At 62.9% G+C, this 20,612-nt stretch carries 19 protein-coding genes; 18 read left to right on the forward strand and 1 reads right to left on the reverse strand.

Annotated features, from left to right (window positions below):
- Positions 1-62 precede the first annotated feature (62 nt).
- Entirely contained in the window at positions 63-1,205 is a 1,143-nt protein-coding gene (gene bamC / locus AC3WLT_RS17265) for an NlpB/DapX family lipoprotein (protein WP_492592912.1), read from the forward strand.
- A gap of 7 nt (positions 1,206-1,212) precedes the next feature.
- Positions 1,213-1,986 carry an MBL fold metallo-hydrolase gene (locus AC3WLT_RS17270; protein ID WP_492592913.1) on the forward strand — a complete coding sequence of 258 codons (774 nt, stop codon included), beginning with the start codon at positions 1,213-1,215 and terminating at the stop codon, positions 1,984-1,986.
- Positions 1,987-2,129: 143 nt separating this feature from the next.
- Here AC3WLT_RS17270 and AC3WLT_RS17275 read toward each other — a convergent pair whose 3' ends face one another.
- Positions 2,130-2,828, reverse strand: a complete 699-nt coding sequence (locus AC3WLT_RS17275) for a Bax inhibitor-1/YccA family protein (protein ID WP_492592914.1) — start codon at positions 2,826-2,828, stop codon at positions 2,130-2,132.
- A 275-nt stretch (positions 2,829-3,103) separates the two neighbouring features.
- On the opposite strand from AC3WLT_RS17275, the gene ndk reads away from it, so the two are divergent.
- The 16 genes from ndk to AC3WLT_RS17355 all read left to right on the forward strand — a co-directional run bounded on the left by ndk (position 3,104) and on the right by AC3WLT_RS17355 (position 20,371).
- Positions 3,104-3,529: a nucleoside-diphosphate kinase gene (gene ndk, locus AC3WLT_RS17280; protein ID WP_492592915.1), complete on the forward strand. Its 426-nt coding sequence runs from the start codon at positions 3,104-3,106 to the stop codon at positions 3,527-3,529.
- A gap of 206 nt (positions 3,530-3,735) precedes the next feature.
- A complete protein-coding gene (gene rlmN, locus AC3WLT_RS17285) occupies positions 3,736-4,887 on the forward strand; it encodes a dual-specificity RNA methyltransferase RlmN (protein WP_492592916.1) in 1,152 nt (383 codons plus the stop codon).
- A gap of 219 nt (positions 4,888-5,106) precedes the next feature.
- On the forward strand, positions 5,107-6,228 hold the full coding sequence (locus tag AC3WLT_RS17290) for a helix-turn-helix domain-containing protein (RefSeq protein ID WP_492592917.1): 1,122 nt from the start codon (positions 5,107-5,109) through the stop codon (positions 6,226-6,228).
- Between the two features lie 85 nt (positions 6,229-6,313).
- Entirely contained in the window at positions 6,314-7,645 is a 1,332-nt protein-coding gene (gene ispG, locus AC3WLT_RS17295) for a flavodoxin-dependent (E)-4-hydroxy-3-methylbut-2-enyl-diphosphate synthase (protein ID WP_492592918.1), read from the forward strand.
- A gap of 20 nt (positions 7,646-7,665) precedes the next feature.
- Entirely contained in the window at positions 7,666-9,006 is a 1,341-nt protein-coding gene (gene hisS, locus AC3WLT_RS17300; RefSeq protein WP_492592919.1) for a histidine--tRNA ligase, read from the forward strand.
- A gap of 66 nt (positions 9,007-9,072) precedes the next feature.
- Positions 9,073-9,702: a YfgM family protein gene (locus tag AC3WLT_RS17305; RefSeq protein ID WP_492592920.1), complete on the forward strand. Its 630-nt coding sequence runs from the start codon at positions 9,073-9,075 to the stop codon at positions 9,700-9,702.
- A gap of 75 nt (positions 9,703-9,777) precedes the next feature.
- On the forward strand, positions 9,778-10,923 hold the full coding sequence (gene bamB / locus AC3WLT_RS17310; RefSeq protein WP_492592921.1) for an outer membrane protein assembly factor BamB: 1,146 nt from the start codon (positions 9,778-9,780) through the stop codon (positions 10,921-10,923).
- A 397-nt stretch (positions 10,924-11,320) separates the two neighbouring features.
- Positions 11,321-12,658: a ribosome biogenesis GTPase Der gene (gene der, locus AC3WLT_RS17315; protein WP_492592922.1), complete on the forward strand. Its 1,338-nt coding sequence runs from the start codon at positions 11,321-11,323 to the stop codon at positions 12,656-12,658.
- Between the two features lie 143 nt (positions 12,659-12,801).
- A complete protein-coding gene (gene hfq, locus AC3WLT_RS17320; protein WP_006051315.1) occupies positions 12,802-13,038 on the forward strand; it encodes an RNA chaperone Hfq in 237 nt (78 codons plus the stop codon).
- Positions 13,039-13,068: 30 nt separating this feature from the next.
- The gene (gene hflX, locus AC3WLT_RS17325; RefSeq protein WP_492592923.1) at positions 13,069-14,283 is read left to right on the forward strand and encodes a GTPase HflX; all 1,215 of its coding nucleotides are present in this window, start codon (positions 13,069-13,071) and stop codon (positions 14,281-14,283) included.
- Between the two features lie 49 nt (positions 14,284-14,332).
- The gene (hflK, locus tag AC3WLT_RS17330) at positions 14,333-15,709 is read left to right on the forward strand and encodes an FtsH protease activity modulator HflK (protein WP_492592924.1); all 1,377 of its coding nucleotides are present in this window, start codon (positions 14,333-14,335) and stop codon (positions 15,707-15,709) included.
- A gap of 12 nt (positions 15,710-15,721) precedes the next feature.
- A complete protein-coding gene (hflC, locus tag AC3WLT_RS17335; protein ID WP_492592925.1) occupies positions 15,722-16,627 on the forward strand; it encodes a protease modulator HflC in 906 nt (301 codons plus the stop codon).
- A 44-nt stretch (positions 16,628-16,671) separates the two neighbouring features.
- Complete coding sequence (locus tag AC3WLT_RS17340) at positions 16,672-16,863, forward strand: DUF2065 domain-containing protein (RefSeq protein ID WP_341315067.1); 192 nt, start codon at positions 16,672-16,674, stop codon at positions 16,861-16,863.
- Between the two features lie 200 nt (positions 16,864-17,063).
- Positions 17,064-18,215 (forward strand): ATP phosphoribosyltransferase regulatory subunit, encoded by a 1,152-nt coding sequence (locus tag AC3WLT_RS17345; protein WP_492592926.1) that lies wholly within the window; start codon positions 17,064-17,066, stop codon positions 18,213-18,215.
- Positions 18,216-18,430: 215 nt separating this feature from the next.
- Positions 18,431-19,777 (forward strand): adenylosuccinate synthase, encoded by a 1,347-nt coding sequence (locus tag AC3WLT_RS17350; RefSeq protein WP_492592927.1) that lies wholly within the window; start codon positions 18,431-18,433, stop codon positions 19,775-19,777.
- 3 nt (positions 19,778-19,780) lie between these two features.
- On the forward strand, positions 19,781-20,371 hold the full coding sequence (locus AC3WLT_RS17355) for a phosphoribosyltransferase (protein ID WP_492592928.1): 591 nt from the start codon (positions 19,781-19,783) through the stop codon (positions 20,369-20,371).
- Positions 20,372-20,612: the final 241 nt, after the last annotated feature.

Genomic DNA, 20,612 nt, shown 5'->3' on the forward strand with positions numbered 1-20,612 from the left:
ATCCAGCCCACGTTCCCGGCACACTGAACCAGGCACCGCGTTCCAGCATCACGAAGGACCTCATGAAACGTTCCGCACTTTCCCTCCACGCAACCCGCATGGCGGCGCTGGCGCTTGCCCTCACGACGCTCGCCGGCTGTGACACGCTGAACGACTGGTTTGCTTCCGACCGCGTCAACTACAAGGGCGCGGGCAGCGCGCCGCCGCTGGCCGTTCCGGGCGATCTGACCACCACGCCGACCGATCAGCGCTACGTTGCGCCGCCTGCCAACCTCGCACTGGGTGGCGCGACGCAGCGTGCGGTGACGGCAGCCGGCAACACGACCGAAGGCCAGCCGACTGCGCAAGACCCGCTCGGCATGCACATCGAACGCGACGGCGATCGCCGCTGGCTGGTGGTCGACGGGCGCTCGCCGGAACAACTGTGGTCGCAACTGCAGGAGTTCTGGCAGGAAAACGGCTTCGTGCTGAAAACCGACGCGCCGGCCACCGGCATCATGACGACCGACTGGGCTGAAAACCGTGCCAATATTCCGGACGACTGGTTCCGCCGCACCGTCGGCAAGGTGATCGACTTCGCGTACTCGTCGGGCATCCGCGACAGCTTCCGCACGCTGGTGTCGCGCGGGCCGTCCGCCACCACCGACATTTCGATCACGCATAGCGCGATGGAAGAGATGCTGACGGGCCAGGACAAGACGTCGTCGCGCTGGGAAGAGCGTCCGCGCGATCCGGCGCTCGAAGCACTGTTCCTCACCAAGCTGATGCAGAAGTTCGGCCTGACCGAAGCCCAGTCGAAGCAGTTGTTGACCGATGCACGCCCGGCTACCGCACCGGCCACGATCGACCAGAGCGCGGGCGCATCGACGCTTGACCTGCAGGAATCGTTCGACCGCGCGTGGTTGCGCGTGGGTCTCGCGCTCGATCGCACCAACTTCACCGTGGACAACCGCGATCGCGCAAAGGGCATCTACTACGTGCGCTACGCAGATTCGATGCAGGAACTGAAGAAGGAAGGGATCCTCGGCAAGCTGTTCTATAGCGGCAATTCGTCGTCGAAGAAGCCGGCTCAGGAATTCCTCGTCAACGTACGCTCGAAGGGCGACACGGTAACGCAGGTAGCGGTGCTGGACGCGAACGGGCAGGTGGATAACTCGTCCGACGCGCAGCGCATCGTGTCGCTGCTGCACGCGCAACTGAACTAAGCGGGCCGTGCGGTTCGCCAGTCTCGGCAGCGGCAGTGAAGGCAATGCCTTGCTGGTGGAGGCGCAAAGCGGCGCGACCAGCACGCGCGTGCTGCTGGACTGCGGCTTTTCGGCCAAGGAAGTCGAGCGGCGCCTGACGCGGCTCGGCGCTGGCGTCGAAGGCCTCGATGCCATTCTGATCACGCATGAACACAGCGACCACATTGGCAGCGCGCTAACGCTGGCGCGCAAGTGGTCGATTCCGCTGTATATGAGCTGGGGCACCGCCCGCGCGGTGGGCGCCGACGAAGCCGATGTCGACCTGCAGGTGCTGTGGGGCGACGAAGCGGTGGCGATCGGCGACCTCAGCATCCTGCCTTACACCGTTCCCCACGACGCCCGCGAGCCGCTGCAATACGTGCTCTCGAATGGTGCAAGCCGGCTCGGCGTGCTGACCGACGTTGGCACCTCGACGCCGCATATCAGTGCCGTACTGAGCGGTTGCGACGCGCTGGTGCTCGAATGCAATCACGACGTGCGGATGCTGGCGGGCAGTCGCTATCCGCAGTCGCTGAAGGCGCGCATCGGCGGCAATCATGGGCATCTGAACAACGACGCGGCGGCTGAAATTCTGGCTTCGCTCGACCGTTCACACTTGCGCCATCTGGTCGCTGCGCATCTGAGTCAGCAGAACAACTTGCCGGAGCTGGCGCAAGCCGCGATGGCGGGTGTGCTGGGTGCGGCGCCGACCGAAGTGGTAGTGGCTTCGCAGGATGAAGGCTTTGCCTGGCTGAGTCTCTGAGTCTTGAGGCCGCCGGGTTTGGCTGTTGACGCCGTGAGTAATGTCTGGCGCGACGCCGCGCAAAGAAAAACGCCCATGACGAGCAATCGTCATGGGCGTTTTTTGAGGCGGGTGCTTGCCGCGCCACGCCTCGAGGTCAAGCCTTAGTTGCGGTTGCCGCCGAAGATGCCGAGCAGCGCGAGCAGGTTGACGAACACGTTGTACAGATCCAGATAGATTGCAAGCGTGGCGGTGATGTAATTCGTTTCGCCGCCGTTCACCACCCGCTGCACGTCAAACAGCATGTAGGCCGAGAAGATCACGATCGCCATCACCGAGACCGTCAACATCAAGGCCGGCAGATGCAGGAACACGTTGGCCACCGATGCCAGCAGCAGCACGATCACGCCCATGAGCAGCCACTTGCCGAGGCCGGAGAAGTCGCGCTTGCTGACCGTGGCGATCGTTGCCATCGACGCGAAGATCACACCAGTGCCACCGAAGGCGAGCATGATCAGCGACGGGCCGTTAGAAAAACCGAGCACGAAGCTCAGGATGCGCGACAGCATCAGGCCCATGAAGAACGTGAAGCCGAGCAGTACGAAGACACCCGCTGCGTTGTCTTTGGTTTTCTGGATGGCGAACATGAAGCCGAAGGCGATCGCGAAGAAAGCCAGCATGCTCATGGCGGGACTGGTGGCGGCGAACAGCGAGAAACCGGTTGCTACGCCCACCCACGCGCCGAGCACTGTCGGAATCATGGACAGTGCGAGCAGCCAATAGGTGTTTCGTAGTACGCGGTTGCGCGTTTCGACCGTGCTGACCGCGCCAGTGCGGCCAAAGCTGTACGGATGTTCGTTCATGGTCTCTCCTTACGTCAGAAGCGTGTTGCGTCGTGGTTGTGCTGCGCCGGCCGGGATTGGGGCCGCCAGTCGCAGTGTGTCCATCCCTAAGATTGATGCGAAGGCAGGGAGTTTCAATGCCCCGAAAATGTCCACCCGGCCTACGCTACCAGCATTCAGACACGTCTGCTTGGAGTCTTTCAGTGCTGTAAGGGTTCAATCGCAATCATACACGGGAACATGCTACAATAGCGGATTCATTTAAATCTGTAACCTCTTAATTTTTTGGAGTTTTTATGGCGATCGAACGCACCCTGTCGATTATCAAGCCGGACGCAGTGGCAAAGAACGTGATCGGTCAGATCTACAGCCGCTTCGAAAACGCTGGTCTGAAGATCATTGCTTCGCGCATGGTTCACCTGTCGCGCGCGGACGCAGAGAAGTTCTACGCCGTGCACGCCGCACGTCCGTTCTTCAAAGACCTGGTCGAATTCATGATCTCGGGCCCGGTGGTCGTGCAAGTGCTGGAAGGCGAAAGCGCGATCCTGACGCACCGTGACCTGATGGGTGCAACGGACCCGAAGAAGGCGGAAAAGGGCACGATCCGTGCTGATTTCGCCGACAGCATCGACGCTAACGCGGTGCACGGTTCGGACGCAGCTGAAACGGCTGCTGTCGAAGTCGCATTCTTCTTCCCGCAAGTGAACGTCTACTCGCGTTAATAGCCGGTTGATGCCGGTTTAACGCCTGGTTAAGCCGGGTTGATGCCTGGTTGATGCCTCGCGCGATTCGTGCAGCCGATTTGATTAATCGCACGAATCGCCAGGCAAAGTAGTAAGGTAAAGCAGCAGGAATGAGCGCGAACGGCATTGCGTTCATGCAGCTTGTTGCATGAACGCAGTCTCGCACTGAAATGGCAGGATTCGATATGACGAGCAGTCCCTCCGTCAACCTTCTCGACCTCGACGCCCAAGGGCTTGTCGCTTACTGCGACAGCCTGGGTGAGAAGCCGTTTCGCGCCAAGCAATTGCAGCGCTGGATTCACCAGTACAACGCTGCCGACTTCGACGGCATGACCGATCTGGCGAAGTCCTTGCGCGAAAAGCTCAAGGGGCGCGCCACGATCTCGATGCCCGGCATCGTCAGCGATCATATTTCTACCGACGGCACACGCAAGTGGCTGATCGACGTCGGTAACAGCAACGCGGTCGAAACCGTCTTCATCCCCGAAGAAACTCGCGGCACGCTGTGCGTGTCGTCGCAAGCCGGATGCGCGGTCAACTGCCGCTTCTGTTCGACCGGCAAACAGGGCTTCTCCCGCAATCTCACCACCGGCGAAATCATCGGTCAGTTGCGCATGGCCGAGTTTGCGCTGCGCGCGTCGCTTGGCGCGGCCGGCGGCCGTGCTGCGGGTGGCGAAGGCAAGGGCGAGCGCGTCGTCACGAACGTCGTGATGATGGGCATGGGCGAGCCGCTGCTGAATTACGACGCGGTGGTGCCCGCCATGCGCCTGATGCTCGACGACAACGCGTACGGCCTGTCGCGCCGGCGCGTCACGCTGTCCACCTCGGGCGTGGTGCCGATGATGGACCGGCTCGGCGCCGATCTGCCGGTGGCGCTCGCGGTATCGCTGCATGCGCCCAGCGACCCGCTGCGCGACATGCTGGTGCCGCTGAACAAGAAGTACCCGCTGCGCGAATTGATGGCGGCTTGCCAGCGCTATCTGAAAGTCGCGCCGCGCGATTTCATTACGTTTGAATATTGCATGCTCGACGGCGTGAACGACAGCGAAGCGCAAGCGCGCGAATTGCTGGCCGTCACGCGCGACGTACCTTGCAAATTCAATCTGATTCCGTTCAATCCGTTCCCTGAATCGGGCCTCATCCGCTCGAAGCCGGAACAGATCAAACGGTTTGCGCAAGTGCTGATGAACGCTGGCGTCGTCACCACGGTGCGCAAAACACGCGGCGATGATATCGATGCTGCCTGCGGTCAGTTGGCCGGTGCGGTGAAAGACCGCACGCGCCTTGCTGAACGCACCGGGAAGGCAGCGAAGATAATCGAGGTTCGCGCCGTGTAATCGCACGAGGCGGCAGGGCGCAGTTGTTCGGCGGAAAGCTCCGCGAACATGTAAAACCCTTCCGCGCCGCTGGCGATTGAAAAGAAAGTTTGCAGAAGCGATCGGAAGCGGCGCACAAGGCCGCACATTTTGTTATAAACGGTCTGCGATTCGGACTTGGGGCAGTTCGCCCAGCCGGGTTGCACAAGTGAAAAAAGAATCGACGCGAAAGGATTTGGGATGAGTGAGCCGCAGCACCCGCAGCCGCACGACGCAGACACGAACGCAGACCATCCGGCGCCGGTCGCTCGGGCGGTGGTGCAGCCTGTTGGACCGTCCGGGCTGGATTCGTTGGCGGCAGTGGGCGCGCGCCTGACCCAATTGCGCGAATCGAAAGGCTGGACGATCGACGACGTATCGGCGCGCCTGAAAGTGCCCGGGGTCAAATTGCGTGCGCTCGAATCGGGCGACATCAGCCATCTGCCGGATACGACGTTCGCGCTCGGCGTGGTGCGCAGCTACGCGAAGATGCTCGGCGCGGATCCCACGCCGTTTACTCAGGCGCTGCGTCGCGAGAAGGGCGTGCCGGCGCCGGATCTTTCGATGCCGGCGTCGTCGGGCAAGGATTTGCCGCGCGGCCGGGTGTCGTTGTCGCTCGGCGGCAGCGGACAAAAAAGTCGTTCGTGGTTGTGGGGTATTGCAGCGGTCATCGTCGCGGTGATCGCGCTCGGTATGTGGCATACCAATGGCGGTGATTCGTCGGCGTGGCTCGCGCGTTTGAAGGCGAGCGCGAACGGCGCGGCTGGCAGCGCGACCGGAGCGTCGGGCGCGGTGGCGCAAGGGCCGGCGGCAGGCTCCGAGGCGGTCGCTGAAGCTGCTTCCGAGGCTGCGTCCGCGCCGGAAGCGCAAGCCGCAGCGGATAACGCAGGGTCGGCTACACCGATGCCCGCGCCGCTGCCGACCGGTACGGCACCGGCGTCCGCGCCGCCGGTGACGGCAGCGACCGCGGCCGCGCCGAAGGCCGGCTCGCAGGTTCAGGTCGCCGCCGCGCAAGGTGCGAGTGCGCCCACGGGCGCCGCAGCCGGCGCATCTGCCGCGGAAGCGGTAACCGCAGGCGAGGCGATCGTCGCGCTGCGCGTGACGCAAGACAGCTGGTTCAGCGTGCGTGGCAAGGACGGCAAGGAGGTATTTTCCGGCCTCGTGCACGCGGGCGATACGAAGGAAGTGACAGGCGCGGCCCCGTTCAAGGTCACGATCGGCAACAGGGCCGGTCTCGAGTCGCTGACGCTCGACGGCCAGCCGGTCGAGCCGTCGAAATATTCGGCAGCCAAGGGGAACGTGGCACGCTTCGCGCTGCCTTGATAGATACGGTATGCGTCGCGGCCAGCCGGCTGCGGCGCTTTTTCAATTCAGGCGCCACGGCTTTGGTGTGGCGCATGCGGCGTAAATGGGTTTTTCGATGCAATCCGAAGCTCAATCCCAATCCAGTAGCAAGCTTGTTTCAAGCGAGCCGGTGTTCGGCGGCCACGCGGCGCGGCGCAAGTCGCGCGCGGTCGACGTCCGTTGGGGCGGCCAGCTCGTCACGATCGGCGGCGACGCGCCGGTGCGCGTCCAGTCGATGACCAATACGGATACCGCGGATGCAATCGGCACTGCGATCCAGATCAAAGAACTGGCGCAGGCCGGTTCGGAGCTGGTGCGTATCACGGTCAACACGCCGGAAGCGGCCGCGGCCGTCCCGTCCGTGCGTGAGCAGCTCGACCGCATGGGCGTGTCGGTGCCGCTGGTCGGCGATTTTCATTACAACGGCCATCTGCTGCTGCGCGATTACCCCGCGTGCGCGGAGTCGTTGTCGAAGTACCGGATCAATCCGGGCAACGTCGGTCATGGCGCGAAGCGCGACACGCAGTTCGCGCAGATGATCGAAGCCGCGGTGAAGTACGACAAGCCGGTGCGGATCGGCGTGAACTGGGGCAGCCTCGATCAAGACCTGCTCGCGAAAATGATGGACGAAAACGCCGCGCGTTCCACGCCGTGGGAAGCGCAGAGCGTCATGTACGAAGCGCTGATCCAGTCGGCGATCGGCTCCGCGGAACGCGCTGTCGAACTCGGTTTGGCTCGCAACAAGATCATCCTGTCGTGCAAGGTCAGCGGTGTGCAGGATCTGATCGCGGTGTATCGCGAACTGGCGCGCCGTTGCGACTTCGCGCTGCATCTGGGCCTGACCGAAGCGGGTATGGGCTCGAAGGGCATCGTCGCGTCGACGGCGGCGCTGTCCGTGTTGCTGCAGCAAGGCATCGGCGACACGATCCGTATCTCGCTGACGCCGGAACCGGGCGCGCCGCGCACTGGCGAAGTGATCGTCGGCCAGGAAATCCTGCAGACCATGGGTCTGCGTTCGTTCACGCCGATGGTGATCGCGTGCCCGGGTTGCGGCCGTACCACCAGTACGCTGTTCCAGGAACTGGCGTCGCAAATCCAGACCTATCTGCGTACGCAGATGCCGGTGTGGCGCGATCAGTATCCGGGCGTCGAGAAGATGCACGTCGCGGTGATGGGCTGCATCGTCAACGGTCCGGGTGAGTCGAAGCAGGCGAACATCGGCATCAGCTTGCCGGGTTCGGGTGAAAATCCGGCCGCGCCGGTGTTCATCGACGGCGAGAAGGTCAAGACGCTGCGCGGCGAGAATATCGCGCAAGAATTTCAGCAAATCGTGAGTGACTACGTCGAGCGCCGCTATGGTCGCGCCGAAGCAGACCGCGCCGAAGCACTCAACTAAACACCGTCAATCGAAGACAGATGACTGAACAGAAGAAAAAGCTCGAAAAGCTGTCCGGCGTGAAGGGCATGAACGACATCCTTCCGCAGGAAGCCGGGCTGTGGGAATTTTTTGAAACGACCGTCAAGTCGATGCTGCGTTCGTACGGATACCAGAACATTCGTACGCCGATCATCGAGCATACGCAGTTGTTCAAGCGCGGTATCGGCGAAGTGACCGACATCGTCGAGAAAGAGATGTACAGCTTTACCGACGCGTTGAACGGCGAAAATCTGACGATGCGCCCGGAAAATACCGCGGCTGTCGTGCGCGCGGCGATCGAACACAACATGCTGTACGACGGCCCGAAGCGCCTGTGGTACGTCGGGCCGATGTTCCGTCACGAGCGTCCGCAACGCGGCCGTTACCGGCAGTTCCATCAGGTCGGCGTCGAGGCATTGGGCTTTGCCGGCCCGGACGCGGACGCTGAAATCATCATGATGTGCCAGCGTCTGTGGGACGACCTCGGCTTGATGGGCATCAAGCTCGAAATCAATTCGCTGGGTCTCGCCGAAGAGCGCGCGGCGCATCGCGTCGAGTTGATCGCGTACCTCGAAAAGCACATGGACGTGCTCGACGAAGACGCGAAGCGCCGTCTCTACACGAACCCGCTGCGCGTGCTGGATACGAAGAATCCGGCGCTGCAGGAAGTCGCGCAGAACGCACCGAAACTAATCGATTTTCTCGGCGAGGAATCGCGCGCGCACTTCGAAGGTCTGCAGCGCATTCTGAAGGCGAACAACATTCCGTTCACGATCAATCCGCGTCTCGTGCGTGGTCTCGATTATTACAATCTGACCGTGTTCGAATGGGTGACGGACAAGCTCGGCGCGCAAGGCACCGTCGCGGCCGGCGGCCGTTATGATCCGCTGATCGAACAGCTCGGCGGCAAGCCGACGGCCGCATGCGGTTGGGCGATGGGCGTCGAGCGGATTCTCGAGCTGCTGAAAGATGAAAACCTCGTGCCGGAAGACGAAGGTTGCGACGTGTACGTGGTCCATCAGGGCGACGCGGCCCGCGAGCGAGCCTTCATCATCGCCGAGCGTTTGCGCGATACGGGTCTCGATGTGATCCTGCATTGCAGCGCAGACGGCCAGGCCGCCAGCTTCAAATCGCAGATGAAACGTGCCGACGCAAGTGGCGCGGCATTCGCGGTGGTGCTCGGCGAAGACGAGATTGCCAACGGCACGGTCGGCGTCAAACCGCTGCGCGATACAAATGCTAACAGCGGTAAAAACGAGCAACATAACGTGCCCGCCGAAGACTTGACCGAATTTCTAATCAATGCGATGGTTGCAACCGCCGAAGATGGCGACGACTGATCGCAATGTCGTCGAGCCCAATGGTTCGACACGCACACGTAGCAAGAAAGAGGAAATCGCCGGGCGATGAGTTACCACGACGAACAAGAATCGATTGAAAGTCTGAAAGCATGGTGGACGCAGTGGGGCAATGCAACCACGTGGATCGTGCTGGTGGCGCTGGTGGCCGCAGCCGGCTGGAACGGCTGGAATTTCTGGCAGCGGCGTCAGGCGGCGGAAGCGGCGGTGCTGTATGACCAGGTGCAGCAAGCCGTGGCATCGGGCGACAAGGCGAAGATCACGCGCGTCGCCACCGACATGGAAGACAAGTTCAGCCGCACCGCGTATGCGCAGATGACCGCGCTGGGCGCCGCGAAGGCGCTGTACGCCGCGGGCGACGAAGCTGCTGCGAAGGCCCAGTTGCAATGGACCATCGATCACGCGAAAGACGACGAGTTCAAGCAGATCGCCAAGCTGCGCCTCGCTTCTCTGCTGCTCGACGAGAAGGCCTACGACCAGGGTCTCGCGCTGCTCGCCGAACCGCAATCCGATGCGTTCAAAGGCATTGCGGCGAACGGCCGCGGTGACCTGCTCGCCGCTCAAGGCAAGCGTGACGATGCACGCGCTGCCTACAAGCTCGCGCTCGACTCGCTGTCGAAAAACGATAGCTCGGCACGCCAGTTGATTCAGTTCAAGCTGGACGCGTTGGGCGGCTAATCGTTGCATGCGGCGCGCCGCGTGCAACGGCCAACCGGTCTCCTTTAATTAATTTCCTGAATGCTTCGTCCACCGATGAATCTGCTGAAACGTTACGCTGTGCCCGTTGCCTGTGCGATGACCGTCCTCACCATGGCGGCTTGCTCATCCACGAAAGACGAGCGCCGCGTGCCGACGCCGCTCACCGAGTTCAAACCCGTGCTCGACGTGCAGCAGGCGTGGAAGACGAGCGTGGGCAAAGCAGGGCGCTATCTGTTCTCGCCGGTCGCGGTCGGCAACGCGGTGTACGCGGCCGGCGCGAACGGCTCGGTCGCGAAGATCGATGCGCAGACCGGCAAGGACATCTGGCGCGTCAAGCTGCACGACGACCTCTCGGCGGGCGTCGGCAGCGACGGCACGCTGACGGCGGTCGGCGGCCTGAAGGGTGACGTCTACGTGCTCGGCGCTGACGGCAAGCAACTGTGGACGGCGAAGGCGCCCGGCGAAATCATTTCGCCGCCCCTAGTCGGCAACGGTCTCGTGGTCGTGCGCACGGTCGACGGTCAGATCGTCGCGTTCAATGCGCAAACCGGCGAGCAGAAGTGGAATTACCGCAACCGCGCGGTGCCGCTGAATCTGCGCGTGTCGTCGGGCATGACGTTCGCGGGCGACGTGGCGGTGCTGGCCGGTTTCCCGGGTGGTGCGTTCGCTGCGATCAACCTGCAAACCGGCGATAACTACTGGCAGACGCCGGTGTCGTACCCGAAGGGCGTGACCGAAGTCGAGCGGATCAATGACGTGACGGGTCCGCCCACGCTGGTCGGCTCGCAAACGTGCGCCGTGACTTTCCAAGGCCAGATTGGCTGCTTCGATGCGAACTCCGGCCGCGCGGTCTGGGAAAAAGCGTTCTCGAGCACGAGCGGTCTGGCGCAGGATGATCGCGCCGTGGTGGCGGGCGACGACTGGTCGGTGGTGTCGGCGTTCGACGTCAACACTGGTGCGCCGCTCTGGAAGAACGACAAGCTGAAGAACCGCGACGTCGGCGTGCCGTACCTGCTGGGCCACGCCGCAGTGCTGGGCGACTATCAGGGCTACGTGCATTTCCTGTCGCGCGACGACGGTACGCTCGTGGCTCGAGTGAAGACAGACGGCAGTGCGATTACCGCCGCGCCGGTTCTCGCCGGCGAAACGCTGGTGGTGCAGACGCACGACGGCGATCTGTACGGCTACCGCCCGCGATAATCTCACGGGCATTGGAGTTAAGCGTGCAGGCCGGCTTCGCCGGCCGCGCGCGTTTTTAGAGAAAAATATTCCGCCGGACTGGCTGGTCCGGCAAGTCGGATCAGAAACGGCCCGCGTGGCCATGGGTGGCTGCTTGCGGCGCCATCTTCGACGGCAACAGCAGTGAATCGAATTGAACTGGCATGCGCGCCGTCGAGCAAGGAAGACTGAACCTGGCGGCCCATTGGCGCTGCCCATACAGCCAAACCCCCGTCCGCCCGGGTGCGCATATTGACAGCACATCCGGGGCCGGCCGAATTCGTGATAATTTTCGTCAAACGCTGCCGTGTAGCGGCCGCATGGCGTCGCTACGCGGGCGGTCGATTCCGATCCCGCGTTTCACCGTGAACAACATCTGATGAAACCCGTTATTGCCCTGGTTGGGCGCCCCAATGTGGGGAAATCCACGCTGTTCAACCGTCTCACGCGTTCGCGTGATGCGCTGGTTGCCGACCTGCCCGGTCTCACCCGCGATCGCCATTACGGCGAAGGGCGCACCGGCGAGCGGCCGTATCTGGTCGTCGATACCGGCGGCTTCGAGCCGGTCGCGAAAGAAGGCATCCTGCACGAGATGGCGCGTCAAACCCGCCAGGCGGTCGAGGAATCGGACATCGTCGTGTTCATCGTCGATGGCCGTAACGGTCTCGCGCCGCAGGACAAGACGATCGCCGACTACCTGCGCAAGACCGGCCGGCCGATCTTCCTCGTCGTCAACAAGGCGGAGGGGATGAAGTACAGCACGGTGGCCGCCGACTTCTACGAACTCGGTCTCGGCGACCCGCGCGCGATTTCCTCGGCGCACGGCGACGGCGTGACAGAAATGATCAACGAGGCGCTCGGCGTCGCTTACGCAGGTCAGCCGGAAGAAGGCGAAGACGAGAAAGAAGCGCGCGGCGTGAAGATCGCCATCGTCGGCCGGCCGAACGTCGGCAAGTCGACGCTGATCAACGCGCTGGTCGGTGAAGAGCGCGTGATCGCGTTCGACATGCCGGGCACCACGCGCGATTCGATTTATGTCGACTTCGAACGCCAGGGCAAGCCCTACACGCTGATCGACACCGCCGGTTTGCGCCGCCGCGGCAAAGTGTTCGAAGCGATCGAGAAATTCTCGGTAGTGAAGACGCTGCAATCGATCTCGGACGCGAACGTCGTGATCCTGCTGCTCGACGCGCGCCAGGACATTTCGGAACAGGACGCGCACATCGCCGGCTTCGTTGTGGAGCAGGGCCGTGCGCTGGTGGTGGGCGTGAACAAGTGGGACGGTCTGGATCCGCATGTGCGCGAGCGCACCAAGGCCGACTTGCAACGCAAACTAAAATTTCTGGACTTTGCCAAATTCCACTTCATTTCCGCTGCGGAAAAAACCGGAATTGGCCCGCTGATGCGCTCGGTCGACGATGCCTACAAGGCGGCCATGGCCAAGCTGCCGACGCCGAAGCTCACGCGCGCGCTGATCGACGCAGTGGAATTCCAGCAGCCGCGCCGACGCGGTCCGGTGCGCCCGAAACTGCGTTACGCGCACCAGGGCGGACAGAATCCGCCGATTATCGTGATTCACGGGAACGCGCTCGACGCGATCACCGAAACGTACAAACGCTACCTCGAAAACCGCTTCCGGGAAACTTTCGCGCTGACCGGGACTCCATTGCGCATAGAGTTCAGATCATCCACGAACCCTTACGCGGACAAAGGCTGAAACCCGCGTGTGCGTTGGGTTTGGCCGGGTGGCCAGGGCCCTCGCGCAAAAATGAAAATCGGCTATAGTGTAGCGGTTGACGGCGGATCTCTTTTTCCTTCGTCGTCAATTCAGTCAACCTGCAAAAAAATACGGAGTTTGCTATGAGCAACAAAGGGCAATTGTTACAAGACCCGTTTTTGAACGCACTGCGTAAAGAGCACGTGCCGGTGTCGATCTATTTGGTCAACGGCATCAAGCTTCAAGGGAACATCGAATCGTTCGACCAGTACGTCGTGTTGCTCCGGAATACGGTCACCCAGATGGTCTACAAGCACGCCATTTCGACTGTTGTGCCTGCCCGTCCGGTGAATTTCCACCCGGATTCCGAACAGTCCTAACCCCCGTCGCGGCCGGCGTAGCGTCGCCCGTTGGCGATTACTCCCGGCCGCCTCATTTTGATACCCTCCAATTTGATCAATGCAGCGCTTGTCGGCATCGACTTCGGTAAGATCGATTTCGAAGCCAGTCTCGAAGAACTCAGCCTGCTCGTGCAAAGCGCGGGTGCGAATCCCTTAGTCACCCTCACCGGACGCCGGTCCAGCCCCGATGCCAAGATGTTCGTCGGCAGCGGCAAGGCCGAAGAACTGCGTCTTGCGTGTGAGGCGAACGACATCGAACTCGTCATTTTCAACCACGCTCTGGCCCCTGCGCAGCAGCGCAATCTGGAGCAGGCGCTTAACCGCCGCGTGGTCGATCGCACCAGTCTCATCCTCGACATTTTTGCGCAACGCGCCCGCAGCCATGAAGGCAAGCTTCAGGTGGAGCTCGCGCAATTGCAGTATCTGTCGACGCGGCTGATCCGCGCGTGGACCCACCTCGAACGGCAGAAGGGCGGTATCGGTTTGCGCGGTCCCGGCGAAACGCAGCTCGAAACCGACCGCCGTTTGATCGGCGAGCGCATCAAGGCGCTCAAGACGCGGCTCGAAAAGCTGCGCCGCCAGCACGGCACGCAGCGCCGCCAGCGCTCGCGCAACCAGACCATGTCTGTCTCGCTGGTCGGCTACACGAACGCGGGCAAATCCACGCTCTTCAACGCGCTGACCAAGGCCCAGGCGTACGCCGCCGACCAGCTGTTCGCCACGCTGGACACCACGTCGCGGCGCGTCTATCTCGGCGACGAGGCCGGCCAGGTGGTGGTGTCCGATACGGTCGGTTTCATCCGCGAATTGCCTCACCAGCTGGTCGCGGCTTTCCGCGCCACCCTCGAGGAAACCATTCACGCCGACCTGCTGCTGCATGTGGTCGATGCGTCGAGCGCCGTGCGGCTCGATCAGATCGATCAGGTGAACGAGGTGCTGCACGCAATCGGTGCGGACACCATCCACCAGGTGCTGGTGTTCAACAAGATCGATGCGGTGCCGGAGCTGGCGGCCCGTGGCGAGGCGGTCGAGCGGGACGAGTATGGTAATATTTCGCGCGTCTTTTTGAGCGCGCGCACGGGGCAAGGGCTGGATACATTGCGCGCTGCCATCGCTGAAATCGCTACTGCCGAACCTCTTCCCGATACGCTGGTCGATCTGTCGGAAGAAGACCGGTCGGCAGCACCACGCGACGACCGCAAGGTCCCAGAACTCGGGCACTGACCCGTTCCAATTGCACTGACCCGCTGTCTACTCTGGTGAACGAACACAGGTGAACGATTACAACGAGCGGAGTATCTGGCTGCGCATGCGCGCCATGCTTTCACTGAACGATCCGCGCTGGGGCCGGGGCGACGGCAATGGCGACCGGCAACGGCCCAACGAACCCAGGCGTCCGCAGAACGGAAAGGACGGCGAAGGCCCACCCGATCTCGACGAAATGTGGCGCGATTTCAACCGCCGCCTGAGTCGCGTGTTCGGCCGCAAAGGCGGGGGCATCGGCGGTGGCCGCCCGGACAACGGCCGCGGTGCGCGTATCGGTGTGGGCATCGTAATCGGCGTGCTGATCGCCATCTATCTCGGCAGCGGCGTGTTCGTCGTGCAGGACGGACAGGCCGGCGTCGTGATGCAGTTCGGCCAGTACCGCTACAGCGCGGGGCAGGGTGTGCACTGGCGTCTGCCGTATCCGTTCGAAACACATGAGGTCGTCAATGTCGGCCAGATCCGTCAGGTGGAGATCGGCCGCAACAACGTGGTGCGTCTCGCGAATGTGAAGGACGCGTCGATGCTGACGCACGACGCCGATATCGTCGACGTGCGCTTTGCCGTGCAATACCAGGTGCGCAAGCCGACCGACTATCTGTTTCGCAGCGTCGATCCCGATCAGAGCGTGATGCAGGCCGCGCAGGCGGCGGTGCGCAGCGTCGTCGGCGCACGCAGCACCAACGACATTCTCTATCAGGATCGCGAAACAATTCGTCAGCAACTGATGGCGTCGATCCAGCAATCCCTGGATGAATACCAGTCCGGCCTCGCCGTGACCGGTGTGACGATCCAGGGCGTGCAGGCGCCCAGCCAGGTGCAGGCCGCTTTCGACGAAGCCGCCAAGGCGCGTCAGGATAACGAACGCGCCAGGCGCGAAGCGCAGGCCTATGCCGCAGAGCTGCTGCCGCGCGCGCAAGCCGACGTGGCGCGCCAGATCGACGAAGCGAAAACCTACAGCGACAAAACGATCGCCCAGGCGCAAGGCGATGCCGAGCGGTTCAAGCAGGTCTACGCGCAGTACTCGAAAGCGCCCGCAGTGATTCGCGAGCGCATGTACATGGAAACCATGCAGCAGATCTATTCGAATACGACCAAGGTGTTTGTGGACAGCAAGAGCGGCAACAACGTGCTGTATCTGCCGCTCGACAAGCTGGTCGAGCAGACTCGCCAGCGCGTCGCCGAGGCCGCGTCCGCCACGGCGGGTGCCGCGTCCGCTGCCGCACCGCAAGTTGCGAGCGGCGCTGCCGCATCGTCTGCGGCAACTGCGGGTGCCTCCGCGCCAGCCGCGGTCGCGACGCCGGCCAGCCAGCCTGCCTCCGGCAGCGACGCGCTGCGTTCACGCGACTCCTTCCGCAGCCGCATGCGCGAAGACGACGTTCAATAAGGGGCGCAGAACATGAATAAAATCATTGCGCTCGTCGTGGCTATCGTCATCGTGCTGTTCGCGGCATCGTCGACGGTGTTCGTCGTCGATCAGCGGCATATGGCAGTGCTGTCGTCGCATGGCGACACCGCGCCCACCTTGCTCGGCCCCGGTCTGCACGTGAAACTGCCGCCGCCGCTGCAAACGGTCACGCTGGTCGACAACCGCATCCAGACGCTCGACGCGCCGGATGAAGACCGCTATGTCACGTCCGACAAAACCGATCTGCTGGCCAATCCGGTCATCAAATATCGCGTTACCGATCCGCTGAAGCTGCTCGCCGAAACCAGGGGCGACGTGCAAAGCCTGCCCGACCGGCTAGCCTCGCTGTCGCGCAGCGCGCTCGGCGATGCATTCGGCAAGTACACGCTGTCCGATGCGCTCGCCAAACAGCAGAACCTCGCTGACGAAGCGCGCGGCACGATGGAAAAGACCGCGGCCTCGCTAGGCGTCTCGGTGCTCGCTGTGCAATTGACGCGCGTCGATTTTCCGGCGGCAATGGCCGATTCAGTCTACAAGCGCATGATCGCCGCGCGCCAGCAGGTCGCGAATGACGAGCGTGCGAAGGGCGCCGCCGAGGCCGGTCAGATCAAGGCCGATGCAGTCGGCCAGCAACAGGCAATACTCGCGGACGGCTACCGTCAGGCGCAGACCATCAAGGGCGAGGGCGATGCCAAGGCCGCGGAAATTGCCGCCGACGCGTTCGGCCGCGATCCGCAGTTCTACCAGTTCTATCAAAGCATGCAGGCGTACAAGAGCACCTTCAAGCCGGGCGACGTCATCGTGGTCGACCCGAGCAGCGAGTTCTTCCGCTTCATGCGTAGCCCGACCGGTGGCGGCGCCGCCCCGGACGCCGCCGCGGCACCGCGCAAACACTGATAACCGGAGCGCCGCGGCATCCGCATCGCGGCACCTTCACTCGCATGGACATAGCCGGCTCGTTACTGCTCGCGATCGCATTGATGCTGATTATCGAGGGGATGTTCCCGTTCGTTTTTCCGAGCGCCTGGAGCGACACGTTTCGTAAAATAGCGGAGCGTCCGTCGCATCAGATTCGTATCGGCGGCCTGATCGTGATGGTGCTCGGGCTGATTCTGCTGTTTATCGTGACCTGAAGGGGCGCTCCGTCACGACCTGACGGCGCGCTCTGCTGCGCAACGGCAGCGAGCGTCGCGGCACGGGTCGAGGGCCGAGGCCGGCGGCAAAGTCTGTCCAGATGCCCGGCGATAGCCGCCAGAATCGAGGCGCCGCCCGCCATTCACTTTCACTTACCGGCGCACCCAGCCGCCGTGTGCAACGTCGTAGGACTGTATCGATGTCGACCTGGTTACTTCCCGAGAATATTGCCGACGTGCTGCCGTCGGAAGCCCGCAAGATCGAAGAGTTGCGGCGCCACTTGCTGGACCGTTTCCGCTCGTACGGCTACGAGATGGTGATGCCGCCTCTGCTCGAGTACATCGAGTCGCTGCTCACGGGCGGCGGGCACGATCTGAACCTGCGCACCTTCAAGCTCGTCGATCAACTGTCCGGGCGCACGCTCGGTCTGCGCGCCGACATGACACCGCAGGTCGCGCGTATCGATGCGCACTTGCTGAACCGTCAGGGCGTGACGCGTCTTTGCTATGCGGGCAACGTCGCGCATACGCGTCCGCGCGGCTTGCACGCCACGCGCGAGCAGATCCAGATCGGCGCGGAAATCTACGGTCACGCCGGCCTCGAAGCGGATCTGGAAATCCAGCAGCTGATGCTCGACGCGCTGCGTCTGGCCGGCCTCGCGAAAGTGCGGCTCGATTTGTGCCACGCGGGCGTGCTCGCTGCGCTGATCGACGGCGAACCGGCCGCGGCCGAACTGGGCCAGTCGCTCTACGATGCGCTGGCGGGCAAGGACGTGCCGCGTCTGGCCGAATTGACCGCCGATCTCGCGCCCGTCACGCGCGACGCACTGCGCGCGCTGCCCACGCTGTACGGCGACGCTTCGGTGCTTGCCGACGCCCGTGCGCGTTTGCCGAACGCGCCGGCCATCGCCCGCGCGCTCGACGACCTCGCGTTCCTCGCGAGCCAGGTGGACGGCGCCGAAGTGATGATCGATCTCGCCGATCTGCGCGGTTATGCGTACCACAGCGGCGTGATGTTCTCGGCGTATGTCGACGGCGTGCCGAATGCGGTCGCACGCGGCGGCCGTTACGACCACGTCGGCCAGGCCTACGGCCGGGCGCGCGCGGCAACCGGCTTCTCGCTCGATCTGCGCGAGGTGGCGCGCATCTCGCCGGTCGAAGCCCGCAGCAGCGCTATTCTTGCGCCGTGGCAGCATGACGATGCACTGCGCGTGAGCGTCGCCGCGTTGCGCGATGCCGGCGAAGTGGTGATCCAGGCGCTGCCGGGCCACGAACACGATCTGGACGAGTTCGCTTTCGACCGCGTGTTGGTCGAGCGCAACGGCGCGTGGGTCGTCGAGGCTCGTTCCTGAGCGCAAATTTGCAGGCCGCCTTGGGGGGCTCCCAAGGGCATTTCAAAAGGCGTCCGAAGCGGCTTGCAAAGCGGCATACAACACCTGCGCGGCCACCGGCTGCGCTATTTTCGATATACCCACCATAACGTGCATACCGTTGAGCGGAAACGGAAAAATTCGGAAGGTTCCGCGAACATAGGTAGAATACGTTTTTAACCAGCTTACGAAACAACATGTCTGCCAGCGCAGTGAATGTGAACCCCGGGCGTAACGTCGTCGTCGTGGGGACCCAGTGGGGTGATGAAGGCAAGGGCAAGATCGTCGACTGGCTGACGGACCACGCCCAAGGCGTCGTTCGCTTCCAGGGCGGTCACAATGCCGGTCACACGCTTATCATCGGCGGCAAGAAAACCATCTTGCGTCTGATTCCGTCGGGCATCATGCATCCCGGCGTCGCGTGCTACATCGGCAATGGCGTCGTGTTGTCGCCGGAAGCGCTGTTCAAGGAAATCGGCGAGCTCGAAGCCGCCGGGGTCGATGTGCAGAATCGCCTCTTCATTTCCGAAGCCACCACTCTGATCCTGCCGTACCACATCGCCATCGACCAGGGCCGCGAAGCGCGCCGTGGCGCGAGCAAGATCGGCACGACCGGCCGCGGCATCGGCCCGGCTTACGAAGACAAGGTGGCGCGCCGCGGTCTGCGCGTGCAGGATCTGTTCGATCCGGTCACCTTCGCCGAACGTCTGCGTGAAAATCTCGACTATCACAACTTCGTGCTGACGCAGTACCTGGGCGTCGCCGCTGTCGACTTCCAGCAAACGCTCGACACGATGCTGAGCTATGCCGACCGTCTGAAGCCGATGGTGACCGACGTGTCGCGCCGTCTGTACGACGAGAACGCCGCCGGCAACAACCTGCTGTTCGAAGGCGCGCAAGGCACGCTGCTCGATATCGACCACGGCACGTATCCGTTCGTCACGTCGAGCAATTGCGTGGCCGGTGCGGCCACCGCGGGCGCTGGCGTCGGTCCGCAAAAGCTGAACTACATTCTGGGCATCACCAAGGCGTACTGCACGCGCGTCGGTTCGGGCCCGTTCCCAAGCGAACTGTACGACGCGGATAACGCCGCCCGTCAGGAAGCAATCGGCCTCGAACTGGCGACTGTCGGCAAGGAATTCGGTTCGGTCACGGGCCGTCCGCGCCGCACCGGCTGGCTCGACGTCGCCGCGCTGCGCCGCTCGATCCAGATCAACGGCGTGTCAGGTCTGTGCATGACCAAGCTCGACGTGCTCGACGGCCTTGACGAAGTAAAGCTGTGCGTCGGCTATAGGGTCGACGGCAAGCATGTCGACCTGCTGCCGCGTGGCGCATCGGAAGTTGCGCGTTGCGAACCGGTGTACGAAACCTTCGCGGGCTGGAAGGAAAGCACCGTCGGCATCAAGGAATGGGACAAGCTGCCGGCGAATGCGCGTGCGTATCTGTCGCGTGTGCAGGAAGTCGCGGGCATTCCGATCGACATGGTGTCGACCGGTCCGGATCGCGACGAAACCATTCTGCTGCGTCATCCGTTCAAGGTTTAAGCCATGGTGCAAGGTGTGCCCATGATTGCGATGAAAGATCCGCGCAACGACGACAAGAACCTGTGGGTCGGCTGGGACGAGTATCACCGGCTGATCGAACTGTTGGCGCTGGCCGTGCATGAATCGGGCTGGAAGTTCGACCAGATCCTGTGTCTCGCGCGCGGCGGTTTGCGCGTCGGCGATCAGCTGTCGCGCATCTACGATCTGCCGCTGGCCATTCTCGCCACCAGTTCGTACCGTGAAGCGGCCGGCACGGAGCAGGGCGAACTCGACATCGCGCAATACATCACGATGACGCGCGGCGAGCTGTCCGGCAACGTGCTGCTGGTCGACGATCTGGTCGATTCCGGCGTGACGCTGGCGCGTGTGCAGCAGCATCTGAAGGAACGCTATCCGGCCATCACGTCGGTGCGCTCGGCGGTGCTGTGGTACAAGGGCTGCTCGAAGGTGAAGCCCGACTATCACGTGCAGTATCTGCCCACGAACCCGTGGATTCATCAGCCGTTCGAGGAGTGGGACACGGTTCGTCCGCATAACCTCGGCGCATGGATCAAGCGCGGTATGGCGCAGGCGCAGGAGTCGTCGGGGGCGTGATGCGCGCAGCGACATCGCGCGTATTGAGTCGCATCCAGAAGACGGAGCCCGGTTGGGCTCCGTTTTTTTTGTGTCTGCGGCGTGCGAATGGCGCTTCGGATGCGCCGTCGCTATGGTGGTGCCGGCGAAGGTCCTGATGTGGCAGACGCCTTCAAATCGCAGTGCTACACTGCGCGGACCATCCACGTGGTGTATCCACAACAAACCGGGCGGCGCTAAGCGGGCAGTTTAGAATAGCGGT

Source organism: Paraburkholderia sp. FW306-2-2C-D06C (genome assembly GCF_058781505.1).

Bases quoted from the DNA above. Each gene is read 5' to 3' on its own strand.
- bamC (WP_492592912.1), top strand. From the start codon at position 63: ATGAAACGTTCCGCACTTTCCCTCCACGCAACCCGCATGGCGGCGCTG.
- AC3WLT_RS17275 (WP_492592914.1), bottom strand. From the start codon at position 2,828: ATGAACGAACATCCGTACAGCTTTGGCCGCACTGGCGCGGTCAGCACG.
- ndk (WP_492592915.1), top strand. From the start codon at position 3,104: ATGGCGATCGAACGCACCCTGTCGATTATCAAGCCGGACGCAGTGGCA.
- rlmN (WP_492592916.1), top strand. From the start codon at position 3,736: ATGACGAGCAGTCCCTCCGTCAACCTTCTCGACCTCGACGCCCAAGGG.
- AC3WLT_RS17290 (WP_492592917.1), top strand. From the start codon at position 5,107: ATGAGTGAGCCGCAGCACCCGCAGCCGCACGACGCAGACACGAACGCA.
- ispG (WP_492592918.1), top strand. From the start codon at position 6,314: ATGGGTTTTTCGATGCAATCCGAAGCTCAATCCCAATCCAGTAGCAAG.
- hisS (WP_492592919.1), top strand. From the start codon at position 7,666: ATGACTGAACAGAAGAAAAAGCTCGAAAAGCTGTCCGGCGTGAAGGGC.
- AC3WLT_RS17305 (WP_492592920.1), top strand. From the start codon at position 9,073: ATGAGTTACCACGACGAACAAGAATCGATTGAAAGTCTGAAAGCATGG.
- bamB (WP_492592921.1), top strand. From the start codon at position 9,778: ATGAATCTGCTGAAACGTTACGCTGTGCCCGTTGCCTGTGCGATGACC.
- der (WP_492592922.1), top strand. From the start codon at position 11,321: ATGAAACCCGTTATTGCCCTGGTTGGGCGCCCCAATGTGGGGAAATCC.
- hfq (WP_006051315.1), top strand. From the start codon at position 12,802: ATGAGCAACAAAGGGCAATTGTTACAAGACCCGTTTTTGAACGCACTG.
- hflC (WP_492592925.1), top strand. From the start codon at position 15,722: ATGAATAAAATCATTGCGCTCGTCGTGGCTATCGTCATCGTGCTGTTC.
- AC3WLT_RS17340 (WP_341315067.1), top strand. From the start codon at position 16,672: ATGGACATAGCCGGCTCGTTACTGCTCGCGATCGCATTGATGCTGATT.
- AC3WLT_RS17345 (WP_492592926.1), top strand. From the start codon at position 17,064: ATGTCGACCTGGTTACTTCCCGAGAATATTGCCGACGTGCTGCCGTCG.
- AC3WLT_RS17350 (WP_492592927.1), top strand. From the start codon at position 18,431: ATGTCTGCCAGCGCAGTGAATGTGAACCCCGGGCGTAACGTCGTCGTC.
- AC3WLT_RS17355 (WP_492592928.1), top strand. From the start codon at position 19,781: ATGGTGCAAGGTGTGCCCATGATTGCGATGAAAGATCCGCGCAACGAC.